11 protein-coding genes and 2 pseudogenes are annotated in these 15,016 nt (G+C 74.5%); 6 read left to right on the plus strand and 7 right to left on the minus strand.

Features of this window, described 5'->3' with window-relative positions; genetic code table 11:
* Window positions 1-30: 30 nt before the first annotated feature.
* Window positions 31-1,740, minus strand: coding sequence for a DUF4192 family protein (locus REH70_RS11380; protein WP_310747305.1), 1,710 nt, complete (start codon window positions 1,738-1,740; stop codon window positions 31-33).
* A 317-nt stretch (window positions 1,741-2,057) separates the two neighbouring features.
* On the opposite strand from REH70_RS11380, the gene REH70_RS11385 reads away from it, so the two are divergent.
* Entirely contained in the window at window positions 2,058-3,167 is a 1,110-nt protein-coding gene (locus REH70_RS11385) for a polyprenyl synthetase family protein (RefSeq protein WP_310747306.1), read from the plus strand.
* Window positions 3,168-3,220: 53 nt separating this feature from the next.
* Here REH70_RS11385 and REH70_RS11390 read toward each other — a convergent pair whose 3' ends face one another.
* Window positions 3,221-3,637 carry an Rv2175c family DNA-binding protein gene (locus REH70_RS11390; protein ID WP_310747308.1) on the minus strand — a complete coding sequence of 139 codons (417 nt, stop codon included), beginning with the start codon at window positions 3,635-3,637 and terminating at the stop codon, window positions 3,221-3,223.
* 176 nt (window positions 3,638-3,813) lie between these two features.
* On the opposite strand from REH70_RS11390, the gene REH70_RS11395 reads away from it, so the two are divergent.
* Genes REH70_RS11395 through REH70_RS11405 form a run of 3 tightly spaced genes read left to right on the plus strand, consistent with a single transcriptional unit; the run spans window position 3,814 to window position 7,258 of the window.
* Entirely contained in the window at window positions 3,814-5,235 is a 1,422-nt protein-coding gene (locus REH70_RS11395; RefSeq protein ID WP_310747309.1) for a LysM peptidoglycan-binding domain-containing protein, read from the plus strand.
* Window positions 5,236-5,285: 50 nt separating this feature from the next.
* Window positions 5,286-6,725, plus strand: coding sequence for a protein kinase domain-containing protein (locus tag REH70_RS11400; RefSeq protein ID WP_310747311.1), 1,440 nt, complete (start codon window positions 5,286-5,288; stop codon window positions 6,723-6,725).
* On the plus strand, window positions 6,689-7,258 hold the full coding sequence (locus REH70_RS11405) for a PASTA domain-containing protein (RefSeq protein WP_310747312.1): 570 nt from the start codon (window positions 6,689-6,691) through the stop codon (window positions 7,256-7,258). Before REH70_RS11400 ends, REH70_RS11405 begins: the two co-directional genes overlap by 37 nt.
* Before the next feature lie 155 nt (window positions 7,259-7,413).
* Here REH70_RS11405 and REH70_RS11410 read toward each other — a convergent pair.
* The 3 genes and pseudogenes from REH70_RS11410 to REH70_RS11420 form a co-directional block, all read right to left on the minus strand.
* A pseudogene (locus tag REH70_RS11410) lies at window positions 7,414-8,795 on the minus strand (class II 3-deoxy-7-phosphoheptulonate synthase).
* The gene (locus REH70_RS11415) at window positions 8,795-10,015 is read right to left on the minus strand and encodes a pyrophosphate--fructose-6-phosphate 1-phosphotransferase (protein ID WP_310747314.1); all 1,221 of its coding nucleotides are present in this window, start codon (window positions 10,013-10,015) and stop codon (window positions 8,795-8,797) included. Before REH70_RS11415 ends, REH70_RS11410 begins: the two are co-directional and overlap by 1 nt.
* Window positions 10,016-10,119: 104 nt before the next feature.
* On the minus strand, window positions 10,120-10,917 hold the full coding sequence (locus REH70_RS11420) for a lysophospholipid acyltransferase family protein (RefSeq protein ID WP_310747316.1): 798 nt from the start codon (window positions 10,915-10,917) through the stop codon (window positions 10,120-10,122).
* 68 nt (window positions 10,918-10,985) lie between these two features.
* On the opposite strand from REH70_RS11420, the gene REH70_RS11425 reads away from it, so the two are divergent.
* Window positions 10,986-11,552 carry a hypothetical protein gene (locus REH70_RS11425; protein WP_310747317.1) on the plus strand — a complete coding sequence of 189 codons (567 nt, stop codon included), beginning with the start codon at window positions 10,986-10,988 and terminating at the stop codon, window positions 11,550-11,552.
* A gap of 81 nt (window positions 11,553-11,633) precedes the next feature.
* On the opposite strand, the gene REH70_RS11430 is transcribed toward REH70_RS11425, so the two are convergent.
* A complete protein-coding gene (locus REH70_RS11430) occupies window positions 11,634-12,581 on the minus strand; it encodes an ROK family glucokinase (protein WP_310747319.1) in 948 nt (315 codons plus the stop codon).
* Between the two features lie 230 nt (window positions 12,582-12,811).
* On the opposite strand from REH70_RS11430, the pseudogene REH70_RS11435 reads away from it, so the two are divergent.
* Window positions 12,812-14,634, plus strand: a pseudogene (locus REH70_RS11435) (AMP-dependent synthetase/ligase).
* Between the two features lie 121 nt (window positions 14,635-14,755).
* On the opposite strand, the gene REH70_RS11440 reads toward REH70_RS11435, so the two are convergent.
* Window positions 14,756-14,911, minus strand: coding sequence for a hypothetical protein (locus tag REH70_RS11440; protein ID WP_310747321.1), 156 nt, complete (start codon window positions 14,909-14,911; stop codon window positions 14,756-14,758).
* Window positions 14,912-15,016: the final 105 nt, after the last annotated feature.

Here is a 15,016-nt window from a genome sequence, read left to right on the forward strand (position 1 = left end):
TCGGGGGCTTGAGCGCCGCGCGTGCGCTCCTTACTCCGACCTAACGACGGCGTCCGGGTCACCATTCCCGCTCGGCTTGACAGCGAGCACGGGGCACGGCGCGTCGAGGAGGATGCGCTGCGCGTTCACCCCGAGGATGAGCTTGCCGACCGGGCTGCGGCGGCGCAGGCCGATGACGATGAGGACGCCGGCGTTCTCCTCGGCCGCACTGATGAGGTCCTCGGCGACGTCCCGACCCTCGGAGACCTCCCGGATGTCGTACGGGACCCCGGTGCCGTCCAGGAGCGCCCGCAGGTCCTCCGTCTGCCGCGCCTGCTCGGCCGCCGCCCCGTCGGAGGCGGGCGCGACCCGCCCGCTCAGCACGACGAGGAGCCGCGTGGAGCGTCGCTCCGCCTCGGCGATCGCCGCATCGAGCGCGGCACGGCCCTCGCGTGTGGCCAGGTACCCGACGACGATGGTCATACGTCCTCCGCTGCGCTCGCACGGACGGCCCGCCGATGGGCCGCCGTCGCCCCGACCGTACCGGAGGCGGTGGACGACGTCAGCGCGGTGTCCGTCCCCGCGGGTGCGGACCCACCCCGGCGCGAGCCCCGCGGCGAGCGCGTCGCCGAGCAGGTGGGCGAGCCGGTACGACGGGTCGACGGCCAGCGCACGGTCGAGCAGGACCCCGGCCCGTGCCCCGTCACCGCTCCACCAGGCGAGCAGGCCGAGCAGCGTGAGCGCCGGCGCCCGGGACGGTCCGGCCGCATGGCTGACGACCAGCTCGAGGACCCGCGCGGCCGGCACGTGCAGATCGGGGTCGGGCGGCACGCCGTCGCGCGGGCTCACCACGGCACCGAGCACCTGGGCCACCTCGACGCCCACACCGCCCGGTCCTGCTGCCGACGGGTGCAGGGACCGTTCCGGCAGGTCGCCTGCCCCCGCGACCAGCGTGAGGAGCACGGCGTCGCGCACGGGCACGTCCGCCAGGACCGCCGCGAGGCGACCGAGCGCGGCGGCGTCCGGTCCGCGCCCACCCCGGCGCACCTCGTCGACCTCCTGGCGCCAGGCCAGCAGGCCGTCGCCGCGCCACCGTGCCACGGCCGCCGGGCCCTGCTCCTCGGCGACGACGCGCCGCGCGAGGCGGCGCGCCGCGGCGCGGGTGGCGTTGCGGCGCGCCGCCGCGGACGCGGGGACGTCCGGGACCAGCGCTTCACGGGAGTCGGCGACCATGGCGCCGGCGAGCACCATGTGGGCGCCCACCTCGGTCGACTCCAGGTCACGCAGCGGCCGGCCACCGGGCGGGCAGCAGTCCGCGTCCACGCAGTCCAGCGAGAGGTAGCCCGACGGTGCGACCACCCACACCGCGACGTCGCCGAGGAAGGCGGCAGCGGCAGCGCGGAACACCTGGACCGCGGTCGGCGTCTCCCCCGGCGCCTCGGCGGTCGCACCGTCGGACGACCGGACGTGCGAGCACGCCTCGGCGCCCACGGCCCGCGGGTCGTCGTCGGCGTACACCACGAGCACCGCGTTCGCCGCGCCGTCGCCGACGAGGTGCGTGACCAGCCGCCGCGCCAGCTGCGGGCCGAGGTCCGGGTCGGCGAGGTCGGCGAGGTCGACCCGGGCGATCAGGCCGACGCGTCCGCGCGGTGGCCTGAGGGCGACGGCGACCGCACTGCGCTCGGGTCGGAACCCGAGCTGGTAGGGAAGCAGTGCGAGCAGCTCGCGAGGCTCGCGGACCCGGATCGTGGTGGCGTCCATGGGCTACAGGCAACCGCGGCGTCGCACCACGACCGGCCGCCACCTGTCGCTGGTGTGGACACCCGCGCAGGCGCCCTGCCTGGGGGCGGGACACCGGCCCGAGCACCGGGCGGGTCACCGGGCACCACCGGGGTGCACCACCGGGCACACCACCGGCACACCACCGGCACACCACCGGCACGGGACCTCGGCGCCGCCCGTCCGTCGAGGAGGACCTCCCCGGCGCACGGGCGCGCGGACCGTCACGACGTGCGGACCGCGACCGTCGGCGGGCGGGTGCGGGCAACGGGAGGACCCGTGCTGCGTAGGCTGCCCGCGTGATCCGAACCGCCGCCGCCCTGGTCGACGTCGAGGAGGTCCGACCACGGGTCGACGCCCTCCTGGCCCAGTACGTGTCCGCCGAGCGGGTCGTCCTGACCACCCTGGGTCCGGACAGCGCCGTGCTCACCGACGCGGTGACCCAGATGCTCTCCGGCGGGAAGCGGCTGCGCGCGGCGTTCTGCTACTGGTCGTTCCGGGCGCACGGCGGCCGCAGCGGCACGCCGGAGGCGGACGCCGTCCTGCGCGTGGGTGCGGCCCTGGAGCTCTTCCAGGCGGCGGCCCTCTTCCACGACGACGTCATGGACGACTCCGACACCCGTCGCGGGCTGCCCGCGGCCCATCGCACCTTCGCGGCGCTGCACGAGCGCTCGGGGTGGTCGGGTAGCCACGACCGCTTCGGTGAGGCTGCCGCGATCCTGCTGGGGGACCTGACGCTGGTGGCGAGCGAGTCGCAGTTCAGCCGCGCGACCGCCGCGCTCGATCCGTCGGTCGCGTCCGCGGCCCGTGACGTCTTCGACCTCATGCGGACCGAGGTCACCGCCGGGCAGTACCTCGACGTCCTCGCGCAGGCGCTCCCCTGGGGCGAGGACCCCGCCTCGGACGAGGCCCGAGCCCGCGAGGTCATCCGGGCGAAGTCGGCCCGCTACAGCGTCGAGCACCCCATCGTGCTCGGGGCTGCTCTCGCCGGGGCCGACGCGGCACAACGTCGCGCCTGCAGCGCGTTCGGGCTCCCGCTCGGCGAGGCCTTCCAGCTGCGGGACGACCTCCTCGGCGTCTTCGGCGACCCCGCCGCGACCGGCAAGCCGGCCGGCGACGACGTCCGGGAGGGCAAGCGCACCGTCCTCGTCGCCCGCGCCATGGCCGCCGGGGACCAGGCGCAGCGTGCGCTCCTGCGGTCCCGGCTCGGGGTCCGCGACCTGCCCGACGACGACGTCGCCGCGGTCGCCCGGGTGATCCGCGACACCCGTGCGGACGCCCAGGTCGAGGCCCTCATCGCCGACCTCTCCGGTACGGCGTTCGGGGCGCTGGCGGCTGCGACCCTCACCGAGCCGGGCCGGTCGATGATCGCCGAGCTCGCGCACGCCGCGGTGGACCGGGCCGCCTGACCTCGCGCGCGGCGACGCCACGCGACGTCGTCGGCCGCGGACCGCCCGACGCCCTAGACCAGGGTCTGCGCGCGGCGGCGGACCTCGCTCTTGGAGCCGGCCCGCAGAGCGTCCATCGGGGTCCGCCCCAGGATCTCGTCGGGCGAGAACAGCCACTCGATCGACTCCGCGGCGTCGAAGCCTGCGTCGCCCAGCACCGTCAGCGTTCCGCGCAGGGACGTCAGGACCGCCCACTGCGACTCACCGGCGCCGACCGGCGACGTCGGCGCGGCCGGGTTCGCGAGGTGCACCGGGACGAGGAAGTCGGCCGGTACCGACAGCACGGTCGGGTCGCCGCGGCGGACCGCGACGATGCGGCCGTCCTGGAGCAGGCGTCGGACCTTGCCCACGTCGATGCCGAGGCGGTCGGAGACGTCCGGCAGGGTCAGCCAGTCGCGGACGAGAGCGTCGAGGTCTGCGGTGTCGGTCACGAGCGCCAGCGTACGCACGCGGCGCGCGGGCCTGCGTGCGGGTGAACTACACCGTCGCAATTACCCGGCCCGGCTTTTCACCGGTGCACGGCTCGACTACGTTCAGCGAGTCACAGCAGTCACATCGGTCCCTGCTGCCCCAAGAGCACCATCTCTCCCACTCCCCTGAGGTCCACATGACGCAGCCCGCCCCCGTCCGCCCGGACGCGACCCCGCCCTCGGCCGACCGGCCGACCGCCACGGAGCCGTCGGTCCGCGGACGGTCGGTCCGTCGGCGCGTCACCACGGGCACGGGCGCCACCCTCGCCCTCGCGGTCGCCTCGGTGACCGGCGCGGCGACCGCGCACGCCGACGAGCAGTACACCGTGCGCGCCGGTGACACCGTCTCCCACATCGCGCTGCGGTCGGGGACGTCGGTCGGGGCGATCGCCCGGGCGAACAGCCTGCCCAGCGCCGGCGCCATCCGGATCGGCCAGACGCTGACCATCCCGTCCGCCACGGCCCCCGCGGCGGCTCCCGCCCCGGCCGCACCTGCCGCCACCGGCACCTACACCGTCAGGTCGGGTGACACGGTCTCGGGCATCGCCGCCCAGCACCGCACCACCGTCGCCGCGGTCGTCGCCGCCAACGGGCTCGACGCCCGCGCCCTCATCCGCATCGGCCAGCGCCTGACGATCCCCGGCGCAGCCGGCGCCACCGCGCCGGCCCCGGCTCCCGCCCCGGCCGCACCTGCCGCCACCGGCACCTACACCGTCAGGTCCGGTGACACGGTCTCGGGCATCGCCGCCCAGCACCGCACCACCGTCGCCGCGGTCGTCGCCGCCAACGGGCTCGACGCCCGCGCCCTCATCCGCATCGGCCAGCGCCTGACGATCCCCGGCGCAGCCGGCGCCACCGCGCCGGCCCCGGCTCCCGCCCCGGCCGCACCTGCCGCCACCGGCACCTACACCGTCAGGTCCGGTGACACGGTCTCGGGCATCGCCGCCCAGCACCGCACCACCGTCGCCGCGGTCGTCGCCGCCAACGGGCTCGACGCCCGCGCCTCGATCCGGATCGGCCAGAAGCTCAGGCTCCCGGGCGCCACCGCGCCCGCCGCCACCCCGACGACCCAGCTCGTCGGGAACACCTTCGCCGGCCGGACCTACTCGAGCTCCGTGGTCGCCTCGGCGAACCTCAACAAGGCGACGCTGCTCGCGATGGGCGTGCCGTCCAAGTCCGCCATGCAGGCGAAGGTCGTCTCGACCGCCCGGGCCCTGGGCGTCGACCCGGCGCTCGCGCAGGCCATCGCCTTCCAGGAGTCCGGGTTCAACCAGACCGCGGTCTCCCCCGCCAACGCCATCGGCACCATGCAGTGCATCCCGTCGACCGGTGTGTGGGTCGGTCAGATGGTCGGGCGCCCGCTGAACCTGCTGGACCCGGACGACAACGTCACCTGCGGCGTCGGTCTCCTGCGGCACCTCGTGCGGACGAGCCCGGACCTGCCCACCGCCATCGCCGGGTACTACCAGGGGGCGGCGTCGGTGAAGCGCAACGGCATGTTCGCCGACACCCGACGCTACGTCGCGGCCATCCAGACCCACATGACCCGCTTCCGGTGACCCGTCGCGCCTGACCGGCCCGTCGGGCCCGCGACCGTAGGATGACCGCCGTGGGAACCACCATCAGCGACCCCCTGCTCGGCCACCTGGTCGACGGGCGCTACGAGGTCGTCTCCCGCATCGCGCGTGGCGGCATGGCCACGGTGTACCTCGCCGTGGACCGCCGCCTCGACCGTGAGGTTGCGCTCAAGGTCATGCACCCGCACCTCGCCGAGGGGGCGAGCGGCACCGCGTTCGTGGCCCGGTTCCGCCGCGAGGCCCGGGCCGCGGCGCGGCTCACCCACCCGGGCCTGGTCGGGGTCTACGACCAGGGCATCGACGGCGAGACCAGCTACCTGACGATGGAGTACGTCGACGGCACGAACCTGCGCCGTCACCTCGGTGAGCGCGGCGCGCTGACCCTGGACGAGGCGCTCGGCGTCCTCGAGTCGGTCCTCGACGCGCTCGCCGCCGCGCACCGCACCGGGCTGGTGCACCGCGACGTCAAGCCCGAGAACGTGCTGCTGGCGTCCGACGGCCGGGTCAAGGTCACCGACTTCGGGCTCGCGCGGGCGGTCACCGAGGTCACCTCGACGACCACCGGCACGGTGCTGGGCACGGTGGCCTACCTGGGACCCGAGCTCGTCTCCAAGGGGCTCTCCGACGCCCGGACCGACGTGTACGCGACCGGGATCCTGCTGTACGAGATGCTCACGGGCCGGCAGCCGTTCACCGGTGAGACCCCGATCCAGGTCGCCTTCCAGCACGTCAACACCGACATCCCTGCGCCCTCGCGGGCGGTCGAGTGGCTACCGCAGGAGGTCGACGAGCTGGTCGGCGCCCTCGCGGCACGCGAACCCGACGACCGTCCCGCCGACGCGGGCGCGGCCCTGACGCTCGTGCGCCGCACCCGGTCGTCCCTCGACGAGTCGGTCCTCGCCCGCCGGGCCGACGTCGAGCCGACCATCACGCTCCACCCGGCGACCGTCGACCCCGACGCCGACGCGGGCCGTGACGACCGCGGGCCCTCGACCGGCGCGACCGCGCGCCTCGACGTCGCCGCTCGCGGGACCACCGTCGCCCTCCCCATCGGCGCCGGCATCCGGACCGAGGAGGAGCTCGCGGCGGAGGCCCGCGCCGGCTCCGCACCGGCGCGCCGACGCCGCCGGCTGCGGTGGGCCCTCGTGGTGGCGCTGCTGCTCGCGCTGCTCGGCGCCGGGACGTGGTGGTACCTGACGTCCGGACCCGGCGCCTTCACCACCGTCCCGGACGTCGTCGGGGAGCAGCAGGACGTGGCGGTCGACCGGATCACGACCGCCGAGCTCGACAGCACCGTGGCCGAGGTGTTCGACCCGCAGGCCGCCGGGACCGTCATCGGGACCGACCCGGGGCCGGGCGCGGCGATCCGCCGCGACGGCTCCGTGGAGCTCACGGTGTCCCGCGGCCCCGAGATGACCACCGTCCCCCGGACCTCGTGGGCGCCACCTTCGAGGCGGCCCGGGAGTCGCTGACCGCAGCGGGTCTCGTGCTCGGCGACACCGAGACCCCCTACGACGACGAGGTCCCGGACGGTGTCGTCATGAGCGTGTCGCACGGTGCCGGTGCGGAGCTGCCCAAGGGCAGCGAGGTGGTGCTCACGGTGTCCCGTGGGCCCGCGCCGGTCACGATCCCGCAGGTCATCGGCGCGACGCAGCAGCAGGCGACCGAGGACCTCGAGAGCGAGGGGCTCGTCGTCCAGGTCACCGAGGCGTACAGCGACACCGTGCCCGCCGGCGCGGTCATCGACCAGGACCCGGCGCAGGGCACGCCGGGGCTGCGGCGCGACGTCGTGACGATCGTCGTGTCGCAGGGTCCCGAGCTCGTCGAGGTGCCGGACGTCGTCGGCGAGCAGTACGGGCCGGCGGCCGAGCGGCTCACCGCGCTGGGGTTCGTGCCGCGCCGCGAGAACGTGCTGGGGGGCTTCTTCGGCACCGTGCGGGACCAGAGCGTGGGCCCCGGCGACCGGGTGGCGCGCGGGACGACGATCACGCTCACCGTCGTCTGACCCGACGGGCGCGCACCCGGCCCGGCACCCGGACGTCCGGACGTCCCGCTGACCCGTGCCTCGGCCACCACGACGACGGCCGGCCACCCCGAGACGACGACGGCGGGCCGCCCCGGGACCGGGGGCGACCCGCCGTGCGCGCCGACCGGTGCCGGTCAGTGGCCGCGCATGAGCTGGACGACCTGGAACGCCATCTCCAGCGACTGCTGGTGGTTGAGCCGCGGGTCCACGAGCGTCTCGTAGCGCCGCGCCAGACCGGCGTCGTCGATCTCCTCGCTGCCGCCGAGGACCTCGGTCACGTCGTCGCCGGTGAGCTCGATGTGCAACCCCCGGGGACGGTCCCGAGCGCGCGGTGCACCTCGAAGAACCCGCGCACCTCGTCGAGCACGTCGGTCAAGCGGCGCGTCTTGTAGCCGCTCGCCGACGTGATCGTGTTGCCGTGCATCGGGTCGGACACCCAGGTGACCGGCGAGCCGTGCGCCGTGACCTTCTCCACGAGCGCGGGCAGCGCGTCCCGGATCGTGCCGGCGCCCATGCGGGTGATGAACGTGAGCCGACCGGGCTCTCCCGCCGGGTTGAGCCGGTCCATGAGCGCGAGGGCGTCGTCGGGCGTCGTCGTCGGGCCCAGCTTGACCCCGACCGGGTTGCGCACGCGGGACAGGAAGTCGACGTGCGCGCCGTCCACCTGGCGGGTGCGCTCCCCGATCCACAGGAAGTGGGCCGAGCAGTCGTACGGCAGACCGGTGCGCGAGTCGATCCGGGTCAGCGGCCGCTCGTAGTCCAGCAGCAGCGCCTCGTGGCTCGAGAAGAACTCCACGGTCCGCAGCGCGTCGAAGTCGGCGCCGCACGCGGCCATGAAGCGGATCGCGCGGTCGATCTCCGCCGCGGTCTCCTCGTACCGGGCGTAGGCCGGGTTGGCCATGAACCCGCGGTTCCACTCGTGCACCCGGCGCAGGTCCGCGAAGCCCCCGGTCGTGAACGCGCGCAGCAGGTTCAGCGTCGCGGCGCTCGTGTTGTAGGCCTGCAGCAGACGCTCGGGGTCCGGGACGCGGGACTCGGGCGTGAACGCGTGGGCGTTGATGATGTCGCCCCGGTAGGCCGGCAGTGTGACGCCGTCGCGGGTCTCGGAGTCGGCGCTGCGGGGCTTGGCGTACTGCCCGGCCATCCGGCCCATCTTGATCACCGGCAGGCTCGCGCCGTACGTCAGCACGACCGCCATCTGCAGGATGGTCTTGATCTTGTTGCGGATGTTGTCCGCCGTGGCCTCGGCGAACGTCTCGGCGCAGTCCCCGCCCTGGAGGAGGAACGCCTCCCCGCGGGCGGCGGCGGCGAGCCGGCTCTTGAGGACGTCGGCCTCCCCCGCGAAGACCAGCGGGGGCAGCGCGGCGAGCCGGTCCCCCACCCGCCGGACGTGCTCGGGGTCGGGCCACGTCGGCTGCTGGGTGACCGCGAGCGTGCGCCAGTGGTCGAGCCCGGCGAGGACGGCAGGGTCGCCCGCGACGCGGCCGTGCTCGGCCGTGTCCGCCTGCGGGAAGATCACGACGACGCCGCCGGGACGAGCGGCTGGCCGATGCCGTCCAGCAGCTGTCCGAACCAGGGCTGCGAGACGTCGAAGGCCTTGCCGCCCGCGATCCGCGGGAACGCGATGGCCTTGAGCCGGTCGCCGTCCTCCTCGTCGTGACCGATGACGCCGGACTCCGCGCGCAGGGCGCACTCGACGGCGAGGTCGGTCATCGACTTGATGAGGCGCAGGTCCTCGGCGTTGGGCGCCGCGGCGCGCGAGTAGTACCCGCTCTTCTGCACCATGACCTTCTCCGCGCCGAGGAGCTCGGCGAACTGCTTCGCGAACCACTGACCCGGGTTGATCGTGTCCAGGCGCACGTGGCCGAACGGGTCGCGCGGGACGTCCTCGCCGGCGGCCTCGAGCTGCTCGACGATCTCGTGCATGCCGGCGCCTTCGGACAGGAAGATGTTGACGTTCCCGATCTCGTCCATGATCCCGCGCAGGCGCTGCGCCTCGTGCTCGATGTCGAGGGCCAGCTCCGGCAGGAAGACGGCGTGCACGTCCCACCGCTCACGGGTCAGGCCGATGCCCGGGACCCACTCCTGGGTGTCCAGCCACCGGCGGTACTCGGCCGCCGCGGCGGCGGTGAGCCACCCGCAGTGCCGGCCCATGACCTCGTGGACGATCAGCATGCGCGGGCCGGAGCGGTGCTCGCCGATGATGTTCGCCGCGAACCCGGCGGCCTCCTCGGCCGCGGTCCAGGCGCCGAGGGACTGCTTGATCGGGACGACGTCGTTGTCGATCGTCTTGGGCAGCCCGACGACCGTGAGCTCGTACCCGTTCTCGTGCAGGTAGGCCGCGAGGTCGGCCGCGGTGGTGTTGGTGTCGTCCCCACCGATGGTGTGCAGGACGTCGACGCCGTCGGACTTGAGCCGCTCGGCCGCCACCTGCAGCGGGTCCTGGCCCTCCTCGACCAGGCCCCGCTTCACGAGGTCCTTCGCGTTGGTGAGCTTGACCCGCGAGTTGCCGATGGGCGAGCCGCCGAAGCGGTGCAGCAGACCGGCCTTGGCGCGCGTCTCGGAGTCGACGACGATGTGGTTGCCGGTCAGCAGGCCGTGGTAGCCGTGCTGGTAGGCGATGATCTCGACCTCCGGCGCGATCTCGGTGTAGCGCTCGATGAGCCCTCCGACGGCGGAGGACAGGCACGGAGCGAAGCCACCCGCGGTCAGGAGAGCGACGCGACGGACCGACATGAGACATACCCTTCGTAGATCTGCACCGGGCGGCCCGTCGGGCACCGGAGCGGCCGTGCGGCCGCACCGGGCGAGGGCCGGGGGTCACCGCACGGGCGACGCGCTCATCCTACTGACGGCGGGGCGTCGTCCTCGGGCGGGACCGGAACGTGGACCTCGGGTGCCGGACGACCGCCCGGGGCGGCGACGGGCGGCGCTGCCGCGTCGGCCGGCCCCGCCTGTCCGGACGCGATCCGGGCCTTCTGCGTCGCGGCGTACACGTCGACGTACTCCTGGCCCGACAGGCTCATGAGCGCGTACATGATCTCGTCGGTCACCGACCGCAGGATGAAGCGGTCGCTCTCCATCCCCCGGTAGCGGCTGAAGTCGAGCGGCTCGCCGATGACGATGCCGATGCGCATGACCTTGGGGATCCGCTTGCCGATCGGCTGGGCCACGTTGGTGTCCACCATCGCGACCGGGATGACCGGCGCACCGGACTCGATCGCCAGGCGCGCGACCCCCGTCTTGCCGCGGTACAGGCGGCCGTCGGGGCTGCGGGTCCCCTCGGGGTAGATGCCGAACAGACCGCCGTCCCTGAGCCGGCGCAGCCCCGTGCGCAGCGCGGCCTCGCTCGCCTTGCCGCCACCACGGTCGACGGGGATCGTGCCCACGCCGCGCATGAAGCCCGCGGTCACCCGCCCCTTGAGGCCGGCGCCCTGGAAGTACTCGGACTTGCCGATGAACACGATCTCGCGCGGGAGCACGAGGGGCAGGAAGAAGGAGTCGATCACCGCGAGGTGGTTGCTGGCCAGGATCGCCGGGCCCTCGGCCGGGACGTTCTCGACCCCGCGCACCCACGGGCGGTACACGAGGCGCAGCAGGGGACCGACCATCACCCGCTTCATGAACCAGTAGAACAACGAGCCACCTCCGCCACTGCGCCGACGCGACCCGCGCGCAGCATCCGTACGACTCTAGAGTGCTGCACATGGCCGCACGTCACGACGACACCGGGGACGCGCCGGACCGCCACGACCCCCGGGACGACGAGATCGCCGAGCGCTGGGCGGAGATCGTCGCCGACCTCGGCCGACTCGACGCCGACGATCCCGACGAGAGGCCCGACCCCGCCCGTGGGGACGTGGCGGACGACCCGCAGGACGACCTCCCCGCGACCGACGAGGGCGCCGGCCGCGCCGTAACCTACCCGGTCGCCCCGTGGGTGTCGGCGCGACCGGCGGCCCGCGAGCTCACCGGCCGGGACTGGGCCGGGACGGACGACATCGACGCGGCCGAGGCCGAGATCGACGACCGCGACCACTTCGTCCCGCCCGACCCCGGGCCGGTGCTCGGCGGGGACCCGCTGCTGACGATGGCCTGGCTCGGCGCCGCCGGGGTGCCGATCCTCCTGCTGATCACGCTGGTCGCGTGGCAGGACGCCCCGACGGCCCTCCTGCAGGCGGCCGGCGTCGTCTTCCTGGCCAGCTGCGCGCTGCTCGTGTGGCGGATGCCACACCGACGCGACGACGACGACGGTCCGGGCGCCGTCGTCTGATCCTCGTGGTGCCGGGACGCGCGCGTGGTCCGGGGCCGCGCGCATGGTCCACGGACGCGCGCCGCCCGGCGTGCGCCGTCGTCAGACTCGGGCGAGGTCGGCGGCGCCGACGATCCCGGCCTCGTTGCCCATGGACGCGAGCGCGAGAGTCGCCTCGGGCCGGTGACCGCGCGCGGACAGCTGGGCGGCGAAGGACTGCCGGGCGGGCTCGAGCAGGAGGTCACCGGCAGCCGCGACACCACCGCCGATGACGACGAGCGCGGGATCGAGCAGGGCCGCGACGGAGGCCGACCCGGCACCGATCCAGTGGCCCAGCCGCGCCAGGAGGCTCACGGCGAGCGGGTCCCCCTTCTCGGCGGCCTCGGTGATCTGCGGACCGGTGAGCGCATCCGCGTCCCCGCCAGCCAGCTCGAGCAGCGCGGCCCCGTGGCCCGGGTCGACGACGATCGCGGCCTGGGCGTCGCGCACGAGCGCGCTGCCCGACGCGTACTGCTCCCAGCAGCCGTCGTGCCCGCAGCCGCAGTACCGCCCGTCCGGCACGACCCGCATGTGCCCGACCTCGGCCGCCACGCCCCACGCCCCGCGCACGAGCGTGCCGCCGACGACGAGCGCTCCGCCGAGCCCGGTCCCCACCGTGAGCAGCAGCATGTCGTCGACGTCACGCGCCGCACCGAAGCGGAACTCCGCCCAGCCGGCCGCGTTGGCGTCGTTCTCGACGACGACGCGCACGTCGTCGTCGTCGAGCAGCTCGCTCACGCGGTCGCGCAGCGGGTAGTCGCGCCACGCGATGTTGGGGGCGAACAGCACGGTGGAGCGCCCCGAGTCGACGAACCCGGCCGCCGCCACGCCGATCGCGCCGACCTCGTGGTCGCGGGAGAGCTCGGCGTACACGTCCGCGACCGCTCGGTCGATGCTGGTCGGGTCCTCGGGCTCGGTCGCGCGACGGGTCTGGGCGAGGATCCGGCCCTCGGCGTCCACCACCCCGGCCGCGATCTTCGTGCCGCCGATGTCCACACCGATCGCGTGCATGTCCGTCCTCTACCTCGAAGCTCGCGGGCACCGGGTCGGCACCGGCCGACACGCTACGCGGGTCGGCGCGGGCAGGCGCACGAATGCCGCCCGCGCACGGCCCGACGCCGTGGCCGCCCCTCCGGGTGAACCTGTCACCGGTCACCGTGGGGGTGCGCAGGACGCGGTGGGCGTGGCGCTATCGTCGGGCCAAGCGTCGCCTCGACCCGCCGTCTGACAATGGAGCCAGCATGGACGAGATCCACACCCCACTCCTCGTGGACGTCGACCCGTCCCGGAACCTCAACGACATGCTCGCCGAGCGCGTGCGGAGCGCGCCGGACGGCAGCCTCGTCGAGCGCCGGTCGCCGGACGGCAGCGGGTGGACGCCGATGTCGGCCCGCGAGTTCGACGCCGCCGTCGTGGCGACCGCCAAGGGTCTGGTCGCCCGCGGGGTCGCCCCGGGCGACCGGGTCGGCATCATGTCCCGCACCCGCTACGAGTGGACGCTGCTCGACTGGGCGATCTGGGCGGCCGGTGCGATCCCGATCCCCCTGTACGAGACGTCGTCCGCGGAGCAGGTGCACTGGATCCTCACCGACTCCGGGGTGTCGGTCCTCGTCGTCGAGACCGCCGAGCACGCCGCGGTCGTCGCCTCCGTGCGCGCCGAGGCCCCCGAGGTCCGGGACGTGCTCGTGCTGGACGACGGCGCGGTCGACGCGCTCGTCGCCGAGGGGACCGAGGTCCCCGACGAGGAGATCCGCCGGCGCCGCGGCCTGGCCGACCTGGCCGACGTCGCGACCATCATCTACACGTCCGGCACGACCGGGCGGCCCAAGGGCGCCGAGCTGACCCACGAGAACTTCTACGTGCTGACGGTCAACGCCGTGAAGGGCCTGCACGAGGTCGTCTCGACCCCGGGCGCGCGCACCCTGCTGTTCATGCCGCTCGCGCACGTGTTCGCGCGCTTCGTCGAGGTGCTCGTCATCGCCGCGGGCGCCACCATCGGCCACACGCCGGACACCAAGGACCTCCTGCCGGACCTCGCGACCTTCAGGCCGACGTTCATCCTGTCCGTCCCCCGCGTGTTCGAGAAGGTCTACAACTCCAGCGAGCAGAAGGCCGTCGCGGGCGGCAAGGGGAAGATCTTCCACAAGGCCGCGAGCACCGCGATCGCCTACTCGCGTGCGCTGGACGCGCCCGGGGGCCGTCGCTCGCGCTGCGTCTGCAGCACAAGGTCGCCGACCGCCTCGTCCTGTCCAAGCTGCGCACCGCGCTCGGCGGCCAGGTGGAGTGGGCCATCTCCGGCGGCGCGCCCCTGGGTGAGCGCCTGGGCCACTTCTACCGCGGTGTCGGCCTGCGCGTGCTCGAGGGCTACGGGCTCACCGAGACCACGGCCCCCAGCACCGTGAACCTGCCCGACCGCACCAAGATCGGCACCGTCGGTCCGCCGCTGCCCGGCACCGCGGTCCGGCTCGCGGCCGACGGCGAGGTGGAGGTCAAGGGACCTCACGTCTTCCGCGGCTACCACGGCAACCCGACCGCGGCCGCCGAGGCCTTCGACGACGGCTGGTTCCGGACCGGGGACCTCGGCACGCTCGACGAGGACGGCTTCCTGCGGATCACCGGCCGCAAGAAGGAGATCATCGTCACGGCCGGCGGGAAGAACGTCGCCCCCGCCGTGCTCGAGGACCGCCTGCGCGCGCACCCGCTGGTGAGCCAGTGCGTCGTCGTCGGCGACCAGCGGCCGTTCATCGGGGCGCTCATCACCCTCGACGCGGAGGCGCTGCCCGGGTGGCTCGCCGCCCACGGCCACCCCGTGGTCGACGCGGACGCGGCCCGGACCGAGCCGGCCGTCCTCGCGGCGATCGACGAGGCGGTGGAGCGCGCGAACAAGGCGGTCAGCCGGGCCGAGTCGATCCGCAAGTACCGGCTGCTCGAGTCCGACCTCACGATCGCCAACGGGTACCTGACCCCCAAGATGAGCGTGAAGCGCAACGTGGTGCTCAAGGACTTCGCCGGCGAGGTGGAGGCGCTGTACGAGGGGCCGCAGCCGGCGGGCGTGCACCTGTAGCACCACGCCCACCGGCGGCGGACCGCCGGTCCCCCGCGTCCACCACGACCCCCGCCACCCCCCACGGACCAGCCGTCCTCGGGGGTGGTGCGTGCCCGGACCGCCGCCGCGCCCCGGGCGGTCACATCGCCCGCACCATGCGCAACGGCGGGACGAGCCCGGACGACGCGAGGACGTCGATCGCGGCGCGCTCGTCGTCGTCCAGGTCGACGGCAGCCCCGGGGTCGTCGTCCGGCCGCCGGGCGCGACGCCCGTCCGTCCGGGGGCGGGCCGTCACCGGAGGGACGGACCGGGATGGTCAGGAAGGTCACCACGCAGTCGGTGCAGGCTGCCCCACGGACCGTGCAGCTGTCGCAGTCGATCATCATGTCCGCGACGCTAG

The organism is Cellulomonas sp. ATA003, from assembly GCF_031582905.1.
Classification (GTDB): Bacteria; Actinomycetota; Actinomycetes; order Actinomycetales; family Cellulomonadaceae; genus Pengzhenrongella.

Bases quoted from the DNA above. Each gene is read 5' to 3' on its own strand.
- REH70_RS11430 (WP_310747319.1), bottom strand. From the start codon at position 12,581: ATGCACGCGATCGGTGTGGACATCGGCGGCACGAAGATCGCGGCCGGG.
- REH70_RS11415 (WP_310747314.1), bottom strand. From the start codon at position 10,015: ATGTCGGTCCGTCGCGTCGCTCTCCTGACCGCGGGTGGCTTCGCTCCG.
- REH70_RS11425 (WP_310747317.1), top strand. From the start codon at position 10,986: ATGGCCGCACGTCACGACGACACCGGGGACGCGCCGGACCGCCACGAC.
- REH70_RS11395 (WP_310747309.1), top strand. From the start codon at position 3,814: ATGACGCAGCCCGCCCCCGTCCGCCCGGACGCGACCCCGCCCTCGGCC.
- REH70_RS11380 (WP_310747305.1), bottom strand. From the start codon at position 1,740: ATGGACGCCACCACGATCCGGGTCCGCGAGCCTCGCGAGCTGCTCGCA.